The 18,450-nt window shown below is 72.7% G+C and carries 15 protein-coding genes; 7 read left to right on the top strand and 8 right to left on the bottom strand.

What is annotated here, in order from left to right:
• The first annotated feature begins 85 nt into the window (after positions 1–85).
• Positions 86–1,843: an ABC transporter ATP-binding protein gene (locus tag ACIQ1J_RS08715; protein ID WP_403555344.1), complete on the top strand. Its 1,758-nt coding sequence runs from the start codon at positions 86–88 to the stop codon at positions 1,841–1,843.
• Between the two features lie 73 nt (positions 1,844–1,916).
• Here the strand turns inward: ACIQ1J_RS08715 and ACIQ1J_RS08710 are convergent, their stop codons facing one another.
• On the bottom strand, positions 1,917–2,201 hold the full coding sequence (locus ACIQ1J_RS08710) for a hypothetical protein (protein WP_403555342.1): 285 nt from the start codon (positions 2,199–2,201) through the stop codon (positions 1,917–1,919).
• A gap of 177 nt (positions 2,202–2,378) precedes the next feature.
• Here ACIQ1J_RS08710 and ACIQ1J_RS08705 point away from each other — a divergent pair, with 177 nt between their 5' ends.
• The gene (locus ACIQ1J_RS08705; RefSeq protein WP_403555340.1) at positions 2,379–2,744 is read left to right on the top strand and encodes a nuclear transport factor 2 family protein; all 366 of its coding nucleotides are present in this window, start codon (positions 2,379–2,381) and stop codon (positions 2,742–2,744) included.
• Between the two features lie 145 nt (positions 2,745–2,889).
• On the opposite strand, the gene ACIQ1J_RS08700 is transcribed toward ACIQ1J_RS08705, so the two are convergent.
• Positions 2,890–3,558, bottom strand: a complete 669-nt coding sequence (locus tag ACIQ1J_RS08700) for a TetR/AcrR family transcriptional regulator (RefSeq protein ID WP_403555338.1) — start codon at positions 3,556–3,558, stop codon at positions 2,890–2,892.
• 172 nt (positions 3,559–3,730) lie between these two features.
• Between ACIQ1J_RS08700 and ACIQ1J_RS08695 the strand changes: the two genes are divergently transcribed.
• Positions 3,731–4,984 carry a YncE family protein gene (locus ACIQ1J_RS08695; protein WP_210958210.1) on the top strand — a complete coding sequence of 418 codons (1,254 nt, stop codon included), beginning with the start codon at positions 3,731–3,733 and terminating at the stop codon, positions 4,982–4,984.
• A gap of 265 nt (positions 4,985–5,249) precedes the next feature.
• On the opposite strand, the gene ACIQ1J_RS08690 is transcribed toward ACIQ1J_RS08695, so the two are convergent.
• The 5 genes from ACIQ1J_RS08690 to ACIQ1J_RS08670 all read right to left on the bottom strand — a co-directional run bounded on the left by ACIQ1J_RS08690 (position 5,250) and on the right by ACIQ1J_RS08670 (position 10,238).
• Positions 5,250–5,750 carry a metallophosphoesterase family protein gene (locus ACIQ1J_RS08690; protein WP_403555336.1) on the bottom strand — a complete coding sequence of 167 codons (501 nt, stop codon included), beginning with the start codon at positions 5,748–5,750 and terminating at the stop codon, positions 5,250–5,252.
• A gap of 124 nt (positions 5,751–5,874) precedes the next feature.
• Positions 5,875–6,846: a dTDP-glucose 4,6-dehydratase gene (gene rfbB / locus ACIQ1J_RS08685; RefSeq protein WP_403555334.1), complete on the bottom strand. Its 972-nt coding sequence runs from the start codon at positions 6,844–6,846 to the stop codon at positions 5,875–5,877.
• Between the two features lie 155 nt (positions 6,847–7,001).
• Complete coding sequence (locus tag ACIQ1J_RS08680; protein WP_403555332.1) at positions 7,002–7,181, bottom strand: hypothetical protein; 180 nt, start codon at positions 7,179–7,181, stop codon at positions 7,002–7,004.
• An 84-nt stretch (positions 7,182–7,265) separates the two neighbouring features.
• A complete protein-coding gene (locus ACIQ1J_RS08675) occupies positions 7,266–7,685 on the bottom strand; it encodes a CBS domain-containing protein (protein ID WP_403555330.1) in 420 nt (139 codons plus the stop codon).
• Between the two features lie 69 nt (positions 7,686–7,754).
• Positions 7,755–10,238 carry a SpoIIE family protein phosphatase gene (locus tag ACIQ1J_RS08670; protein WP_403555328.1) on the bottom strand — a complete coding sequence of 828 codons (2,484 nt, stop codon included), beginning with the start codon at positions 10,236–10,238 and terminating at the stop codon, positions 7,755–7,757.
• 227 nt (positions 10,239–10,465) lie between these two features.
• On the opposite strand from ACIQ1J_RS08670, the gene ACIQ1J_RS08665 reads away from it, so the two are divergent.
• Positions 10,466–12,616 carry a SpoIIE family protein phosphatase gene (locus ACIQ1J_RS08665; protein ID WP_403555326.1) on the top strand — a complete coding sequence of 717 codons (2,151 nt, stop codon included), beginning with the start codon at positions 10,466–10,468 and terminating at the stop codon, positions 12,614–12,616.
• Between the two features lie 504 nt (positions 12,617–13,120).
• On the opposite strand, the gene ACIQ1J_RS08660 is transcribed toward ACIQ1J_RS08665, so the two are convergent.
• A complete protein-coding gene (locus tag ACIQ1J_RS08660; RefSeq protein ID WP_403555324.1) occupies positions 13,121–14,500 on the bottom strand; it encodes a S1 family peptidase in 1,380 nt (459 codons plus the stop codon).
• A 568-nt stretch (positions 14,501–15,068) separates the two neighbouring features.
• Here ACIQ1J_RS08660 and ACIQ1J_RS08655 point away from each other — a divergent pair.
• The 3 genes from ACIQ1J_RS08655 to ACIQ1J_RS08645 all read left to right on the top strand — a co-directional run bounded on the left by ACIQ1J_RS08655 (position 15,069) and on the right by ACIQ1J_RS08645 (position 18,450).
• Positions 15,069–15,284: a hypothetical protein gene (locus ACIQ1J_RS08655; RefSeq protein WP_003978108.1), complete on the top strand. Its 216-nt coding sequence runs from the start codon at positions 15,069–15,071 to the stop codon at positions 15,282–15,284.
• 140 nt (positions 15,285–15,424) lie between these two features.
• Positions 15,425–16,231 carry an HlyD family efflux transporter periplasmic adaptor subunit gene (locus ACIQ1J_RS08650; RefSeq protein WP_403555322.1) on the top strand — a complete coding sequence of 269 codons (807 nt, stop codon included), beginning with the start codon at positions 15,425–15,427 and terminating at the stop codon, positions 16,229–16,231.
• The gene (locus tag ACIQ1J_RS08645) at positions 16,228–18,450 is read left to right on the top strand and encodes an NHLP family bacteriocin export ABC transporter peptidase/permease/ATPase subunit (RefSeq protein ID WP_403555320.1); all 2,223 of its coding nucleotides are present in this window, start codon (positions 16,228–16,230) and stop codon (positions 18,448–18,450) included. The genes ACIQ1J_RS08650 and ACIQ1J_RS08645 overlap by 4 nt, the downstream gene beginning before the upstream one ends.

Raw genomic sequence — 18,450 nt, 5'->3', positions numbered from 1 at the left:
CAACTGATCGGTACGGGCCGACGACAGGGCGACATAACCTGAGCCGTCCGCCCGTCCGCCGCCGTCCGTTCATCGAAGGAGCGTCGTGAGCATCGCAGAGACGGAGACCGGTCCGCCCGCCTGGCGGCTGCTGCTGGGTTACGTCCGGCCGCACCGCCGCGCGCTGTTCGCAGGCGCGCTGCTCTCGCTGCTCACCGGAGGGACGGGGCTGCTGCTGCCGCTGGTGGCCCGCGGCCTGATCGACGACCTGTCGCACGATCGCGCCATCACCGGCGCGCTGCTCGCCATGTCGGGTCTGGTCGTGGCCAACGCGGTGGTGGGCGCCCTGGGTTCCTACGTGCTGCGGCGCACCGCCGAGTCGGTGGTGCTCGACGCGCGGCGCACCCTGTCGTCGTATCTGCTGCGGCTGCGCGTCGCGGCCGTGGACCGCACCGAGCCCGGTGACCTGATGGCCCGGATCACCTCCGACACGACGCTGCTGCGCACGGTCACCTCCGAGTCGCTGGTCGGCCTCGGCACCGGCGGGCTCACGCTGGTGGCGACGATCGTGATGATGGGGCTGGTCGATCCGGTGCTGCTCGGGGTGACGCTGGCGGTGATCGCGGGCGCGGGGACGGTGATCGGGTTGATCGCGCCGCACATCAACCGGGCGAGCAAGGAGGCCCAGAAGGCCGTCGGTGTGATGGGGGCCGCGCTGGAGCGGGTGCTGGGCGCCCTGCGCACGGTGAAGGCGTCGGGTGCCGAGCACCGGGAGGAGCGGGTGCTGCACGACGCGGCCGAGGAGTCGTGGCGGCAGAGTGTACGGGCCGCCAAGTGGTCCGCGGCGGCGGGCAACACGGCGGGCCTGGCCATCCAGATCGCCTTCATCACGGTGCTGGCGGTGGGCGGGGCACGGGTGGCGACCGGAGCCGTGGACGTGGGCACGCTGGTCGCGTTCCTGCTGTACGTGTTCTTCCTGATATCCCCGCTGCAGGAGGTGATCGGCGCCGTGGCGCAGTACCAGACGGGTGCGGCGGCACTGGTGCGCATCCAGGAGGCGCTGCGGCTGCCCGCCGAGCCGCCGGTGCGGTCGGCCGCCCCGCTGCCCTCCGCCGGGGACCGGCCCGCCTCCCTCGTCTTCCACGACGTCCGCTTCCGCTACGCGGACGATCTGCCGTACGTCCATCACGGGGTGACCTTCGATGTGCCGGCCCGGGGGATGACGGCGTTCGTCGGTCCGTCCGGTGCGGGCAAGACCACCGTGTTCTCGCTCGTAGAGCGGTTCTACGACCCCGAGTCGGGGGAGATCACGCTGGACGGGCGGAGCCTGGCGGACTGGGAACTGACCTCGCTGCGGGCCGCGATCGGCTACGTGGAGCAGGACGCCCCGGTGCTGTCCGGGTCGCTGCGGGACAACCTGTTGCTGGGCAACGGGGAAGCGGACGACGGCACGCTCACCGGGGTGCTGAAGACGACCCGGCTGGACGGTCTGGTGGCCGGGATGCCGAAGGGCCTCGACACCCTGGTCGGGCACCGCGGCACCAAGCTGTCCGGCGGTGAGCGCCAGCGGGTGGCCATCGCCCGGGCGCTGCTGCGCCGTCCCCGGCTGCTGCTGCTCGACGAGGCCACCTCGCAGCTGGACGCGGTCAACGAGGCGGCGTTGCGGGACACCGTGGCCGACGTGGCCCGGACGACGACGGTGCTGGTCGTCGCCCACCGGCTGTCCACGGTGACGATGGCCGACCGGATCGTGGTGATGGACGCCGGGCGGGTCCGCGCGGTCGGCACGCACCGGGAGCTGGTGACCGCCGATCCGTTGTACGCGGAGCTGGCGGCGACCCAGTTCCTGGCCACCGGCGGCTGAGCCGGGCGCGTGCGGACGCGCGTCGAGGGCCGCCCGGAGCCGGGCGGCCCTCGACGGCGGGTCGGTCCGGCGGTCAGCCCAGGGCGGGGATGGCACCGAACAGCGGCGAGACCAGGCCGGTGACGTGCTGGAGCTGCTGGAGGTCCTGGAGCCGGTTCAGCTGCTGGGAGGGCCGCGGCATCCGGGCGCGGTCCTCGGCGGGCATGTCACTGACCGCGAGCGAGTCCAGCGTCTGCGTCACGCTGAGCTTTTCCGTGCCCAGCGCGCCTGTCTCGGCCGCACTCGCCGTCGGCGCGGCGAGGCCGGTGACACCGGCGGCGAGCCCGACGGCGGCGACGATACGTCGTGTGGAGATCATGCTCTGAGCAACGCGCGCGGGCGGGGCCCGGACACGGGCGGGCGGCGCCGCTCACTCGTGAGGACCAGTGGCCCGGCCGCGATTGCCTTGGGCCTCGGGACGGAGGAAGCTCGAAGGAGAGGGCCACGGCGGCCCGCTCCTCCCTCCCCCGGGCCGCGGCCTTCGAAGGAGGTCGTCATGGGTACCACGGCAGTCCCCGGTTTCGACACCGAAACGCTGCGCCGGGGCATCGAAGGACGGACGGCGGCACCCCTCGTGTCGCTCTACGCGCCGGACGCGGAGGTCCGCATCGTCGACAGGTACGACCAGCCCAGCCGTCCCAAGGTCCTGCACGGCCGGGACGAGATCGCCGAGATGCTCGACGACGTGTACAGCCGCGACATGACGCACCGGCTGGACCGCTGCGTCGTCCAGGGGGACCACGCCGCGTTCACCGAGGAGTGCACGTATCCGGACGGTGAGCGGGTCCTCGCCGAGTCGATGCTGTCGCTGCGGGACGGCAGGATCGTCGAGCAGACCACCATCCAGGCCTGGGACGAGTAGCGGCGCCTGTCCGCGGCGGCCCGGTCCGCGGGTGCCGGGCCGCCGTGGCCGGTCTGTGTCCGGGCGCACCGTCGGCCGACCGGGTCAGCGCGTCTCGCCCGTGGCACCTGGCACCGGACAGCGCCCTGCCATGGCGCGTGCGTGATCAGCTCGCCGGGGCGGCGGGGCTCCAGCCCGGTGGGCGGAGGACGGCCAGGAGCTGGCGGACCAGTTCGTCGACGACCTCGTCGAGGGTCGCGTCCACCCAGCCCGCGCTGTAGTCGTGGAGCAGGCCGTTGACGCCGCCGATGAACGCCGTGGCGGCGAGCCGGTAGTCGCGGGGCGCCGCCTCCCCGCGCGCGGCGGCCGAGTGGGCCTCGGCGCAGATGAGGTCGACCCAGCGGGCGCGGCGGGCCAGCCGTTGCTCCTCCAGGCGCGGGCTGACTCCGATGATCTCGACGAAGGTGATGCGGACGCGGCGCGGGTCGCCGGTGACGTCGGCGGCGTAGGCCCGGAAAATCGCGGCGGCCCGTTCGGCAAGCGGAAGTTCGCGCGCGTCGGCCGCCGCGGCGAGGACGGCTTCCGCTGCCCAGGCGTTGACCTGGAGGTGGAGGGCGGCGAGCACGTCCTCCAGGGTGCGGAACTCCTCGTAGAACTGGCGGGTGGACAGTCCGGCGGCCTCACTGAGGGCCGCCACGGTCGTGGCGCGGTAGCCGGGCGTGTCACCGAACATCTGGAGCGCGGCGGTGAGGAAGCGGTCGCGCCGCTCCGCCTGTCGCTGCGCGGCGGACTTGCCGCCGTAGCGGCCCGTCGGCGCCCTGAGTCTGCCCGCCACCCGGTCCCCCTCCCGCGCCAACCCCTCACCCCGCGGCCGATTTTGTCGTGACCGCGGTCTTGTGGAGAAGGGCACCCCTTCCTTACTTTGCAGTAAGTTCACTCTGAAAGCGGCTGTGTTCAGAAATCGCGCCCCACCGCCCCCATCACGCCCACTGCCAGAGGAGAGCAGCATGCCTGCCTTCGGTACCAGGCACCTTTGCGCCGTAGCCGCCGCCCTCGCCCTCACCGTCGCCGCCCCCGCGACCACCGCCGCGGCGGCCCCGAACGCCCGGGACAGCCTGCGCGAGGTGATGTTCGTCGGCAACAACTGGGACGGCACCGCCGACGTCATCCGCTCCACCGGTGACTTCGCGAGAATCGGCCGGATCGACGTCATCCCGGACCGGGACGAGCGGATGGCCGAGATCAACGCCGATCCGATCAAGTGGATCTACTTCCAGGCCATCCGGAACAGCGTCGGCGAGGGACACGACCAGTTCGTCGACGACATGTACTCGACTCCGGACGGCGGGTCGGTGGTCGTCTCCCGGCCGAGCTTCGCCGACGTCGTCTCCATCGACCTCGCCACCGGCGCCATCGACTGGCGCTTCCCCGTCTCGGGTTACCGCTCCGACCACATGGCGGTCTCCCCCGACGGCACCCGGGTCGCGGTGTCGGCCTCGACCTCCAACACCGTGCACGTCCTGGACATCCGGACGGGCGAGGAACTCGGCTCCTTCGGCACCGGTGACAAGCCGCACGAGAACATCTTCACCAGTGACGGCAAGTACATCTGGAACATGTCCATCGGCGAGGTGAACACCGCGCTCGACGCCCCCTGGCTGGACTGGACGAAGGGCAACCGGCGCATCACGGTCGTGGACGCGACGACGTACGAGCGGGTCAAGGTGATCGACATGCGCGAGCGCCTCGACGCGATCGGTCTCGACGACCGCTCCGACGCCGTCCGGCCCGCCGTCTTCTCGCCCGACGAGTCCAAGCTGTACTTCCAGGTCTCGTTCTTCAACGGCTTCTTCGAGTACGACATCGCCGCCGACCGGATCACCCGGACGAAGACCCTGCCGAAGAACCCGGCCACCAGCGAGGACCGCACCACCTGGGTCAACGACTCGCGGCACCACGGCATCTCCATGAGCCCGGACGGCGCCAAGCTGTGCGTGGCGGGCACGATGGACGACTACGCGACGGTCGTCGACCGCACGACGCTCCAGGAGGGGCCGCTCGTCCCCGCCGCCAAGCCGTACTGGGCCACGGTCAGCGGTGACGGCACCCACTGCGTGGTCTCCGAGAGCGGGTCCGACCAGGTCACGGCCATCGACTTCGCCACCGGTGAGAAGTCGGTGTCCGTCCCGGTCGGCGACCACCCCCAGCGCGTACGTATCGGACACGTGGCGGCGGACTGGACGGGGCCGTCGGCCGGCTGAGGTGCCGCGCGGCCCGCGCCGGACATGTCGTCCGAATCCATGTGTGTGAGCCCGCCCGGGAGGGGTAACCGCCCGGCAACGGATGAGGCATGCATGTCCTCGGCACTACTTCCCTCGGAAGGAGGTCCGTGACAGCGCACTCCAGAAGCGCCCGGGCCGCTTCCTCCGACACGGAGCGTCCCGGGCCGCACCGGGCAGCGTCCTCACGGGCGCTGCCCCCTCTCTTTCTCCCCCCTGCGGCCCAGGCCCTCGCCGGGTGGCCGACCTACCGCCTCGGCAGCCGGTGCAGTTCGACGTCGGCGAGCCTGCCGCCGGCGACCTCGGCCGTCATGTAGGTGCAGTGGGGCTGACGCCGCCGGTCGGTCGGCGAACCGGGATTGAGCAGGCGCAGACCGGTGTCGGTGGTGGTGTCCCAGGGGATGTGGCTGTGTCCGAAGACCAGGACGTCGAGGTCGGGGTAGCGGTCGGCGCAGCGTCTCTCGCGCCCCTGGGCGGCGCCCGTCTCGTGGACGACACCGAAGCGCAGACCGCCGAGGTCGGCGTACGCCACCTCGGGCAGCCGGGCGCGCAGCCCGGGCCCGTCGTTGTTGCCGTACACGGCGACGAGTCTGCGGCTGCGGCTCTCCAGCAGGTCGAGGGTGGCCGTGTCGACCCAGTCGCCCGCGTGCAGGACGACGTCGGACCGGGGGATCTCGGCCAGTAGCGGCGCGGGCAGTTCCCTGGCCCGCTTCGGCAGGTGGGTGTCGGACATGAGCAGCAGGCGCACGGGTCCAGCCTAGGGGCCTGTCGTTTGGATCAGGTCGGCTGAGCGAGACCGCGCCGCTCGGGCGGCACGATCCAAACGACAGGCCCTGAAGGGGGCTGATGTGGCCTGTTCCGCGTAACGGCGTCTATGAGGCCGTGCGTCGTTTGAGCGGCTCCCACCAGGAACGGTTGTCCCGGTACCAGGTGACGGTCCCGGCCAGCCCGGCCGTGAAGTCGTGGCGGGGGCGGTAGCCCAGTTCGTCGCGGGCCTTGCTCCAGTCGACGCTGTAACGCAGGTCGTGGCCCTTGCGGTCCTCGACCCGCACGACCCGGTCCCAGCCGGCGCCGCAGGCGTCGAGGAGCAGGCCGGTGAGGTCGCGGTTGCTCAGCTCGGTGCCGCCGCCGATGTTGTACACCTCGCCGGCCCGGCCCCGGGTCCGCACGAGGTCGACGCCCAGGCAGTGGTCGTCGACGTGCAGCCAGTCGCGGACGTTGCGCCCGTCGCCGTAGAGCGGGACCCGTCGGCCGTCGAGGAGGTGGGTGACGAAGAGCGGCACGAGCTTCTCGGGGAACTGGTGCGGGCCGTAGTTGTTGGAGCACCTGGTCACCCGTACGTCCAAGCCGTGGGTGCGGTGGTACGAGAGGGCCAGCAGGTCCCCCGACGCCTTCGAGGCGGAGTACGGGGAGCCCGGCCGCAGCGGGTGCTCCTCGGTGGCCGAGCCGGAGTCGACGGAGCCGTAGACCTCGTCGGTGGAGACGTGCACGAAGGGGCCCACACCGTGGCGCAGGGCCGCGTCCAGCAGGGTCTGGGTGCCGACGACGTTGGTGAGGACGAACTCGGCGGCGTCGTGGATCGAGCGGTCCACGTGGGACTCGGCGGCGAAGTGCACCACTTGATCGGCCTCGGCCATCAGCTTGTCGACGAGTGCGGCGTCGCGGATGTCACCGTGCACGAACTCCAGCCGGGGGTTGCCGAGGTCGAGGTTGTCGAGGGTGCCGGCGTAGGTGAGACCGTCCAGGACCGTGATCCGCGGCGGCTCGGGCGGGCCGGGAGCGAGGAGCGTCCGGACGTACCGGGAGCCGATGAATCCGGCGGCGCCGGTGACCAGAAGGTTCATTGACGGTGCTGTGCCTTGCCGCGGTCGGAGGGGAACGGACGGTACGGGACCCCCGAGGTTACCGGCGTGCCCCGTGTGGTCCGCGACCGGCCCGGACGTGCACCGCGCCGGCACATGGCCGGCGCGCTGGGCAGCTTCCGTCACCCCCCGGGCGGTCAGTCCTCGCCCCTGACGATGTTCGACTCCTGGCCCCATTGCGGTGCGCGTGCGACGCTGCCGTCCTCGACCGCCGGTATCCAGGTGCGCATGGCGCCTCTGCTCCGCAGACGGCGGGCTTTCGACCACCCTGTCTCCAGGCGACGGACAACGGGTTTCTCGCTGGTGTCCGTGGTCACGATGCATCATCTTCCTTCTGCGTCCGGTGCCGTTGCCGTGCGGGTCCCCGGGCGGGACTCCGCGAAACACCGGCGCCGGCGCCCTTACGGGTTGGGCCGGGCCACGCTGATGTCGCCCAGCGCCGACTCCGGGTCGCGCTCCATGGCCAGGTCTCCGAGGGAGACGATGCCGACGGGACGTCCGTCGTCGACGACCGGGACACGTCGTACGGCGTGCTCGCGCATCAGCTCGGCGGCGTGGTTCAGCTCGTCGTCGGACTGCACGGTCACCACGTCGTCGCTGCACGCCCCGGCCACGGTGTTCTGCTCCGGGTCGCCGCCCTCCGCGACGGACCGGATCACCAGGTCACGGTCGGTTACCAGACCGCGCAGTTCGTCGCCGTCGGTGACGAGGACGGCGCCGAGGTCCTGGGCGCGCATGATGCGGGCCACCGCGGTGACGGAGGTCTGCGGCTCCACGGTCACCGGGTCGCCGGTCATGATGTCGCGGACGTACTGGGTCATGTCGTGATCCCTCGCTCCCTCGCTCGTGGTGTGTGGCCCGTCGGGTACCCGGCGAAGCGGCACCGGCACCTACTCCGGGGCGGGGCGCAGGGGGATCTCGCTCCAGACCTGCTTGCCGCCGCTGACCGGCAGCGTCCCCCACGTCGCCGACATCGCCTCGACGAGGAGGATGCCGCGCCCGCCCGTCGCCTCCCAGCCGATGCTGGTCGGCTTGACGGGCGTACGGGGCGAGGCGTCGGCGACCGCGACGCGCAGCCGGGCGCCGATCAGGGTGAGGTCGAGGCGGACCTTGCCGTCGGTGTGCACGAGGGCGTTGGTGACCAGTTCGGAGACGATCAGGAGGACGCCGTCGATGTCGTCGTCCGGGACTCCCCAGGAGCGCAGCGTCCGGCGGGTGAAACGGCGGGCGTGCCGCACGGCCTCGGGCAGCCGCCACACCGACCAGCTCTCCCGCAGCGGGCGCAGGGCCATGCCGTCGTAGCGCACCAGCAGCAGGGCGACGTCGTCGCTGCGGCGGGCGTCGCCGAGCAGGGCGTCGGCGACGAGCCCGAGGTGGGCGGGGTCGGAGGCGGCCAGGGCGTGCGCGAACCGGTCCATGCCCTCGTCGATGTCGGCGTCGTGGGACTCCACCAGGCCGTCCGTGGTGAGGCCGATCAGCGTGCCGGGCCGCACCCGCAGCGGACTCATCGGGAAGTCGGCCTGCGTCACCACGCCCAGCGGCGGGCCGCCCTCCACCTCCGCGATCTCCGTCGTACCGTCCCAGTGGCGCAGTACCGGCGGCAGATGCCCGGCCCGGACGCACCAGGCGGAGCCCTCCTCCATGTCGAGGTCGACGTAGACGCAGGTGGCGAAGAGGTCGCTCTCCATGTCCATGAGCAGCCGGTTGGCGTGGGAGACGACCACGTCCGGCGGATGGCCCTCGACGGCGTAGGCGCGCAGGGCCGTGCGCATCTGGCCCATGAGGGTGGCGGCGCCGGCGCTGTGGCCCTGGACGTCGCCGATGATGAGGGCGACGTGGTGGTCGGGCAGCGGGATCACGTCGTACCAGTCGCCGCCCAGTTCCAGTCCGGCGGTGCTGGGCAGGTAGCGGGCGACAGCGACCGCGCCGGGCAGTCTGGGCAGGCGGCGCGGGAGCAGCTGACGCTGGAGCATGCCGACGAGTTCGTGCTCCGCGTCGAAGGCGTGGGCGCGCATCAGGGCCTGCCCGGCGAGGCCCGCGGAGGCGGTGAGCAGGGCGCGTTCGTCGGGGCCGAAGTCGTGCGGGGTGTCCCAGCCGATCAGACAGGCGCCCGCCATGCGACCGCCGGCGGGCAGCGGCAGGACGGCGAGGCCGCCGGGGCCGACGTCGGCGAGGGCGGGTTCCAGGTCGCCGGTGCCGGCGGGCCAGATCCGGGCCCGGCCCTCACGGAGCGCGGCGGCGAGGGTGGGCATGGCCCGTACGGGCGCGTCGGGCCACTCGGTGCGCCATTCCAGCCGCCACAGCCCGGGCCAGGACTCGGGCTCGGGCGGGTCGAGGACGGTGACGACGAGCCGGTCGTTCTCCAGCTCGGCCAGCGCGATCCGGTCGGCGCGCAGCGGCCTGCGCAGCGCGGCGACCACGGCCTGGCTGACGTCCCGGACGGTGCCGGCGGTGGCGAGCGCGGCGGCCAGCCGCTGGACTCGGGCCACGTCGGTCACGTCGGGGCGCAGGGTGGAGGCGTCGGCGACGGTACCGACGAGACGGGCCGGTTGCCCCTCCCCGCCGGGCAGCAGCCGTCCGCTCAGCCGGAGCCACTTGGGCGGGCCGGTGGGCTGGAACACCCGGAACTCCAGCTCGCGGTCGCCGATGGTCATGTGGTCGGCCTCCGTCACCGACATCAGCGAGGGCAGGTCCTCGGGCACGGTCAGGCCGAGCAGCGTCTCGACCTTGCCGTCGAACTCGCCCGGGGCGAGTCCGAACAGGCACAGGACGTCGTCGCCGATCTCGACCCGGCCGCTGTCCATGGCCAGGGTGAAGGCGCCCGGCTGCAGTTCCCCTGCCTCGGCGACCGCGGCCGGGGCGGGGCAGGTCACGGCGTCGGCGATCAGTTCGAGGCAGGCCCGGTCGTCGCCGTCGAAGCCCTGCGGGCGTTCGGTCAGGGCGAGGAGGCACCCGCCGCCGTCCCCGTGCACGGGCAGGGTGGCGAGGGAGAAGCCGCTCGACGGCACGCGCCGCGACTCGGCCGATCCGGCGAACTCCTCGGGTCCGAGCCAGACCGGCCTGCCGCCGCGGTGGGCGTCGGCGACCGGGGAGCCGCCGGACGCGGGGTAGCTGTCGCGCACGCCGTACAGGATCCGCGGCACACCGACCGACTCGACCAGGCAGAGCAGCTCCCGGTTCTCGCCGGGCGTGTAGAGGGCGGCGAAGGAGGCGCCCGCGAAGACCAGCGCCTGTTCGAGGACGCGGCGCAGCCGCTCGCCCGGGTCCGGGCCGGACGCGATCGCCTTCAGGGCACCCTCGGCACGCAGCGTTCTCGATCCGCGTTCCGCAGCGCCCTCACTGACCACGCCGCCATTACAGCGCTTATGGGACATCTGCGCAGCCCCTGCGGACGGGGAACCGGCGAGCAGACGCGTGGAAGGGCTCGCGGGCGCGATGCGGGACTGGCCCCGGCGCGGGCACGAGACACCGCGCGGCGCGCGCCGCGCGCACCGAACATGCCGAAAGTGCCGAACGTGCCGATATGGCGCTCGCCGTGCGCGGCGGGCCCTCGGGGAGGAGATTTGAACCCGGGGGCCCACGGGCGCCGCCGTGCGAGGAGGTGGTCGGCGTGTCCGACGACCGGCCGACGTCACCGGTGCCCGTGGACGCGGGGGCATCCGGCGGTCACCCGGTGCTGTCCCTGGCGCTGGCCGCCATGATGGAGGACGTCCACGCGCACTCCGGGGCGGTGTACCTGCTCGGTGCCGATCCTCCGGTGCTGGAGATGGCGGTGATGGCGGGGCTGCCGAGGGCGTTCGCGGCACCCTGGGAACGGGTGACGCTGCACGCGCGGGTCCCGGTGGCCGACGCGGTGCGTGGGCGGCGGCTGATCTGGGTCGGCGACGAGCAGGAGATGGCGCGGCGGTATCCCCGGGTCGCGGTCGTCCTGCCCTATCCGTTCGCGCTGGTCGCGCTGCCGGTCGCGACCGAGTCCACGGTGTACGGCGCGGTCTTCCTGACCTGGCCCGGTACGCGTTCCCCGGCGCTGTCGGACCGGGAGCGTGACCAGCTGACGGCGGCCAGCGAGCGCCTGGCGGTGCGGCTGGAGCGGGCTGCCGCGGCGAGTGTCCCCGTGCACCCCGAGCCCGATCTGCTGGCCGCCCCGGTGGTCGGGGGCGCGCCGGGCACGCTCGGCTCGCTGGAGGCCGTGCGGATGGTGGGGCGCCTGCCGTACGGGCTGTGCTCCCTCGACCTGCACGGACGGGTCGGCTTCGCCAACCCGGCGGCGGCCGAGCTCCTGGACGTACCGGTCACCGGTCTGCTGGGCACCCAGCTGTGGACGTCGGTGCCGTGGCTCAACGACCCGGTGTACGAGGACCGGTACCGGGCCGCGCTGTTCAGCCAGCACGCCACGTCCTTCGTCGCGCTGCGTCCGCCCGGCGACTGGCTGTCGTTCCGGCTGTATCCGACCCGGACCGGGCTCAGCGTCCGCATCAGCCGGGCCCGGGGCGTGTCGCGGCCGGGTCCCGCCGAGCCGGTGCCGGACGAGGGCACCCCGTCGCGGCTGGTGACCATCTCCCAGGTGGTCAGTCTGACCGGCGCGCTGTCCGACGCGGTGGGTGTGCAGGACGTCGTGCAGCTGATCGCGGACGAGATCGCCCCGACCGTGGGCAGCCAGGGCCTGGTCGTCCTCGGCTCGCGGGCCGGCCGGCTGCACGTTCTGGGGCACCGCGGCTATCGGGACCGGCGTACCGCGGAACGCTTCGACGGTACGCCGCTCACCGAGCGGATCCCGGGCGCGCAGGTCCTCCGGACGGGGGTGCCCGCGTTCTTCGAGTCCTGGGAGCAGTTGGAGCGTCTGTACCCGGCACGACGCGGTACGCACGACGGCTTCGCGGCCTGGGCCTTCCTGCCGCTGATCGCCTCGGGACGGCCGGTGGGCACCTGTGTGCTCGCCTACGAGCGGCCGCACTCCTTCACGACGGAGGAGCGGGCGATCCTGACCAGCCTGGCCGGGCTGGTGGCGCAGGCCCTGGACCGGGCCCTGCTCTACGACGCGAAACACCGGCTGGCTCACGGGCTGCAGGAGGCGCTGCTGCCGCACTCGCTGCCCGCGCTGCCCGGTATCGAGGCCGCCGCCCGCTATCTGCCGGCCACCCGGGGCATGGACATCGGCGGCGACTTCTACGACCTGGTGCCGGCCCGGGACACGGCGGCGGCGGTGATCGGGGACGTCCAGGGTCACAACGTGACCGCGGCCGGGCTCATGGGACAGGTCCGCACCGCGGTCCGCGCGTACACGGCCGTCGGCCAGGCGCCCGAGGAGGTGGTGCGCAGCACCAACCGGCTGCTGATCGACCTCGGGACCGAGCTGTTCGTCAGCGCTCTGTACCTGCGGCTCGACCCGGGGCGCGGGCGGGCGGTACTGGCCCGCGCGGGTCACCCACCGCCGCTGCTGCGCCGTCCGGACGGGCAGGTCGGGGTGCTGGAAGTCCCCGGGGGCCCCCTGCTGGGCATCGACCCCTCGGCCGAATACCCCCGCACGGAGGTCGCCCTCGCCCCCGGCTCCCTGCTCGCCCTCTACACCGACGGTCTGGTGGAGTCCCCCGACGTCGACTTCGAGGACGCCCTCGCCGACCTGGCCCACCGGCTGTCCGAGGCCGGGGACCTGCCGCTGGACGAACTCGCCGACCATCTGGTGCGGCACGAGGCGGGCGCGGAGGAACGCCCCGACGACATCGCGCTGATGCTGCTGCGGGCACGCGAGTGACATTGGGCGCCTGGCCGGCGGGCGACGCGCCTGGCCGGCGGGGCGGGGGCCGGAGGTGAGGCGGGGCGAGCACGGGGCGGCTCGTGGGCCGGCGCGGGCGCAGGACACCGGTACGGGCGCGGGTCAGGTACTGGGCACCGGCACGGGCGCGGGTCGGACCTGGGCACCCGTACGAGCACGGTCGCGGGTCGCGCCTGGGCACCCGTACGAGCACGGTCGCGGAGGGCGGCGCGGGGCACGCCGCGAAGGGTCGGGGCCGCCGCACACGGCCCGAGCTCGGACCCGCGGTACGGACCCGACACCCCGACGCGAACGGCCCCGGCTCGGACCCGCGGTACGGACCCGGCACCCCGACGCGTACGGCGCGGGCGCGGGCGCGCGGCGCTGACAGCGCGGCGGTCCGGTCCTCCCGCCGGAGGGCCGGACCGCCGCTCACCGCCGGCCGGCTCCCGGGGAGCCGGTCGGTGGTTCCCGAGCCTGTGACGAAGGCGCGGGACCTTCGAATCAGCCGGTCAGGCCGGAGCCGTCCCCGCTGCCGGTGCCCGTGCCGTCACCGGCGTCCCCGACACCGGAACCGTCACCTGCATCGCCAATACCGGCACCATCACCGGCATCCCCGACACCGGCGCCGCCCGCCTCATCGCCGCCGCCGACGGCGTCGCCGCCGGCCTCTTCCCCGCCTGCCTGGTCACCGGCGCCGGCGTCCTCGCCGCCCGCCTGGTCACCCGCGCCGCCGGCCTCCTCGCCCGCGCCGCCCGCCGCTTCGCCGCCGAGGGTGGCGCCGACGGCCTCCAGGGCCGTGGTGACCGGCTGGAAGAAGGTCTCGCCGCCCACCGCGCAGTCGCCGCTGCCGCCGGAGGTCAGTCCGATCGCGAGGCCGTCCTGGGTGAAGAGGGAGCCGCCGCTGTCGCCCGGTTCGGCGCAGACGTCGGTCTGTATGAGGCCGGTGACGGTGCCCTCCGGGTAGTTGACGGTGGCGTCCAGGCCGAGGACCTGGCCGTCGGCCAGTCCGGTCGTACTGCCCATGCGGAACACCTGCTGCCCGACCGTCGCCTCCGAGGCCTGGCTGATCTGGACGGTCTGGTCCCCGAGGTTGACCTCGCTCGGCGCCTCGGTGGCGGGGTCGTCGTACGTGACGAGCGCGAAGTCGCCCTCGCCGGGGAAGACCGCCTGGTCGACGGTGGCGATCGGCTGCCCGTCCTGCGCGTCGGACCACTGGTCGTCCGCGACGCCGCAGTGACCGGCCGTCAGGAAGGCGGGTGAGCCGTCGCCCGCGGTGACGTTGAAGCCGAGGGAGCAGCGCGCGCCGCCGCCGAAGAGGGCGTCACCGCCGGACACGAAGGTCTTGAAGGTGCCCTGGGACTTCTTGATGGACGCCATGCCGGAGCCGAGGCTCTCGACCGTGGACTCCAGCCGGTCCCAGTCGGCGCCGGTGACGGTGGTGTCGGCGGTCACCAGGATCTTGTTGGTGCGGGGGTCGATCGCCCACGAGGTGCCGGGGATGGTCGCCTCGGACTTCAGCGTCTGCGCGCCGGTCCGCAGCTCGCCCATGCTGTTGTCGACCTCGCGGACGTCCGCGCCCGCCTTCTTCGCCTGCACGATGACCTGGTTGTTGTCGCCGGGTACGACGTTGACGACGAGTTGCTGCTCGCCGGCGTCGTAGTACGACCCGGCGAAGGCGTCGCCGAGCAGGCCGGCGAGCTGCGAGGCGAGATCCGACGCGTCCCCCGCCTTCAGGGTCCTCGGCGCCGCCGCGGCGTCGTCCGAGGACCCGCCGTCCTGCGAGGCGTTGGCGTTCGGCAGCAGGATGGCGGCCGCGCCGAGCGCCACCACACCGCCTGCCGCCATCGCGGCCCTGCGCTTCGGCATTCGCTTGTGACTCAACCTTCTCGACCTCCTGGGACGGGGTCCGTGCCGCCGGTTGGGCGGCTGTTGGGGGGCGCCTGGATGGCTGTTGGTACGCACGGGCCGGACAGGCCGTTCAATCCCGCCGGATCGGCACACTCCGCGTTCGTGCGGCGACGTTCTGTTCCGATCACGGAGCGGAATCCATGCTTCAGCGAATCTGCACATCGAATGCTCAACCCGGTCATCCTCGTTGGGATATCTGCACAGATCCGAAGCACTCCGCACGTCTTTGGGACGGGTGTGCCGGATTCGCCTCCGTACGGGCAAGGGGTCGCACGGGACGATGCCGCGGCGCATGTGAAGAAGTCGCCGCGAAGGCGTGCGCGCACCTGCACGGTTGGACGCCCGGGCGTTGCAAGTGCCCTGGTGGGGCGGGGTGATTGATTGGAAGCGCGGACCGGCCGCGTGCTTTGATCCATCGCACCGCGGGGGCCGCGGAGGGCTCCGGAACGGGGCGCCCGGCGCCCGCGGTCGCGGCCGTCATCTGTCCCCAGAGGGGGCCGCTCCCCCCTTGTGAAATAGCTATACGAAGGGAAGTTCCATCATGAACTCCACCCCCCAGGTTGAGACCGTCGAGATCTCGGACGCCGACCTCGACAACGTCTCCGGCGGCCTGAACGTCAACGCCGTCGGCACCGTCACCGGCCTGGTGGACGGCATCGCCCCGGTCTCCGGCCTGCTCAACACCGCCGTCGGCACCGTCGAGGGTGTCACCGGCCTGAACACGGCCCCGGTCACGGGCCTGGTCGCCGGTCTCTGATCGCGCCCATGTGTCGCTGAGTCCCGGAGCCCTCCAGGCTCCGGGACTTTTCGGCCGTTCTTCCGCGGCTTCTCCTGCGCCGCTCCTTCTCTGCGGCTTCTTCTCCGCGGCTTCTCCGGAAACTCTGGGATACGTCCGACGTGCAGTTCCGCCAACAGGCCCTCGCAAAACTCCAGTCACCGGAGGAACTCGACTTTCCGGTGCGTTTCGCCCGCCCGCAGGGCTGGCTGGTGCTCTCCGTGACCGTGGTCGCGATGGCCGCCGCGTCGGTGTGGGCGGTGAGCGGCTCGGTGACCTCCACGGTCGGCGCGCCGGCCATCCTCACGCACGGACAGGGCAGTTACCTCCTCCAGAGCCCGGTCTCCGGCCAGGTCACCGCCGTCCTCGCACGCCAGGGCGAGCGGCTCGCCGCCGACTCCCCCGTGCTGAAAGTGCGTACGGGCGAGGGGGAGACCGTGGTCCGCACGGTCGACGCCGGCCGGGTCAGCGCGCTCGCCGCCACCGTCGGGCAGATCATCCAGACCGGCGCGAACGTCGCCTCCGTGGAGAAGGTCGCCCACGCGGGCGACCCGCTCTACGCCACCGTCTACGTCCCCGCCGAGAAGGCCGCCGCCATTCCCGCGCACGCGTCCGTCGACCTGACCGTCCAGTCGGTGCCGACGCAGCAGTACGGCGTACTGCACGGGGAGGTGAAGTCGGTCGACCGCTCGGTGCAGTCGGCGCAGACGATCTCCGCGTTCCTCGGCGACAGCCAGCTCGGCGAGCAGTTCACCAAGGAGGGCAGGCCGGTGGCCGTGACGGTCCGGCTGGACACCTCGAAGTCCACGAAGAGCGGCTACGAGTGGTCGTCCGCGGACGGACCGCCGTTCGGCCTGACCTCCATGACCATGGCCACGGGTTCCATCCGGCTGGCCGATCAGCGTCCCGTCGATTGGCTGCTGCCGTGAGCACCGCACAGGAGACCCGGGGCAGACGCCGCGCCGCCCCGCAAAAGCGCAGGGTGCCCAGGAGCCGGGCGAAGACCGTCCGTACTCCCACCGTCCTCCAGATGGAGGCCGTGGAGTGCGGCGCCGCCTCGCTCGCCATGGTGCTCGGCCACTACGGCCGGCACGTTCCGCTGGAGGAGCTGCGCATCGCCTGCGGCGTCTCCCGGGACGGCTCGCGCGCCGGCAACCTGCTGAAGGCGGCGCGCGGCTACGGCTTCACCGCCAAGGGCATGCAGATGGACCTGGCCGCCCTCGCCGAGGTGACCGCACCGGCGATCCTGTTCTGGGAGTTCAACCACTACGTCGTCTACGACGGCGTGGGGCGCCGCTTCGGCCGCCGCGGGGTGTTCATCAACGACCCCGGCAAGGGCCGCCGCTTCGTGTCCCTGGAGGACTTCGACGGGTCCTTCACCGGGGTCGTGCTGACCATGGAGCCCGGCGACGACTTCACCCGGGGCGGCCGCAAACCGGGCGTGCTGGGCGCTATGCCGGCCCGGTTGCGCGGTACCGCGGGTACGCTGCCCGCCGCCGTGCTGGCGAGCCTGCTGCTGGTGGCGGTCGGCGCGGCGGTGCCCGCGCTCAGCCGCACCTATATCGACATGTTCCTGATCGGAGGGCAGACCTCGCTGCTGGGCGTGCTGTTCGCGTCGATGGGCGCCTGCGTGCTCCTCACGATCGTGCTGACCTGGCTCCAGCAGGCGAACCTGCTGCACGGCCGCATCATCTCCTCCACCCTCTCCAGCGCCCGCTTCCTGCGCCACCTGCTGCGGCTGCCGGTGACCTTCTTCTCCCAGCGCAGCCCGGCCGACCTCGTACAACGCCTCCAGTCCAACGACGCCGTCGCCGAGACGCTGGCCCGCGACCTCGCCGCGGCGGGCGTCGACGCCATAGTCGTGGTCCTGTACGCCGTACTGCTGTACACGTACGACCCCCAGCTGACCTTCGTCGGCATCGGTGTCGCGCTGCTCAACATCCTCGCGATGCGTATCGTCATCCGGCTGCGCGCGACCCGTACGGCGAAGCTCAGGGCGGACACGGCACGGCTGACCAACACCGCGTACACCGGCCTCCAGCTGATCGAGACGATGAAGGCGACCGGTGGCGAGGACGGCTACTTCCGCAAGTGGGCGGGACAGCACGCCACCACCCTGGAGGAGCAGCAACGACTCGGGGTGCCGAGCGCCTGGCTGGGCGTGGTCGCGCCGACCCTCGCGACGCTCAACAGCGGGCTGATCCTGTGGATCGGCGGCATGCGGGCGGTCGAGGGTCACATCTCGGTCGGCCTGCTGGTCGCCTTCCAGGCGCTGGTGGTCCGTTTCACGGCCCCGCTGACCCGCCTGAACGGCGTCGCGGGCCGCATTCAGGACTTCGCCGCCGACGTGGCCCGGCTGAAGGACGTGGAGAACTTCCGCGCCGACCCGCTCCACGACCGCCCCGGCGGTGTCGACTCCACCCGCCGGCTGCACGGCCACGTGGAGTTGCAGAACGTGTCCTTCGGCTACAACCCGCTCGACAAGCCCCTGCTCACCGGCTTCGACCTGACCGTCGGACCGGGGCAGCAGGTGGCCCTGGTCGGCGGCTCGGGCAGCGGCAAGTCCACCGTGTCCCGGCTGATCTCGGGGCTGTACGCCCCGTGGGACGGCGTGATCCGCATCGACGGGCAGCGGCTGGAGGACATCCCGCGCGGGGCGCTGGCGTCCTCCGTCTCCTTCGTCGACCAGGACGTGTTCCTCTTCGAGGGTTCCGTGCGCGACAACGTGGCGCTGTGGGACCCGTCGGTTCCGGACGACGCGGTGGTGGACGCCCTGCGGGACGCCGCGCTGTACGACGTGGTGATGCGCCGCCCGGGCGGCATCCGCAGCAGTGTCGAGCAGGACGGCCGCAACTTCTCCGGCGGGCAGCGCCAGCGCCTGGAGATCGCGCGGGCCCTGGTTCGCCGGCCCAGCATCCTCGTCCTCGACGAGGTGACCAGCGCCCTGGACGCGGAGACCGAGCTGGTGGTCATGGACAACCTGCGCCGGCGCGGCTGTGCCTGCGTGGTGATCGCGCACCGGCTCAGCACCGTGCGGGACAGCGACGAGATCGTCGTACTCCAGCACGGCACCGTCGTGGAGCGCGGACGGCACGAGGAACTGGTCGCGCACGGTGGCGCGTACGCGGCGCTGGTCAGGGAGCGGTGA

Origin of the sequence: Streptomyces sp. NPDC097107, from assembly GCF_044762405.1 — a bacterium.
Lineage (GTDB): Bacteria > Actinomycetota > Actinomycetes > Streptomycetales > Streptomycetaceae > Streptomyces > Streptomyces thinghirensis.
Note: the sequence above shows the minus strand (reverse complement) of the source record. Positions and strands in the feature narration are given on the sequence as shown.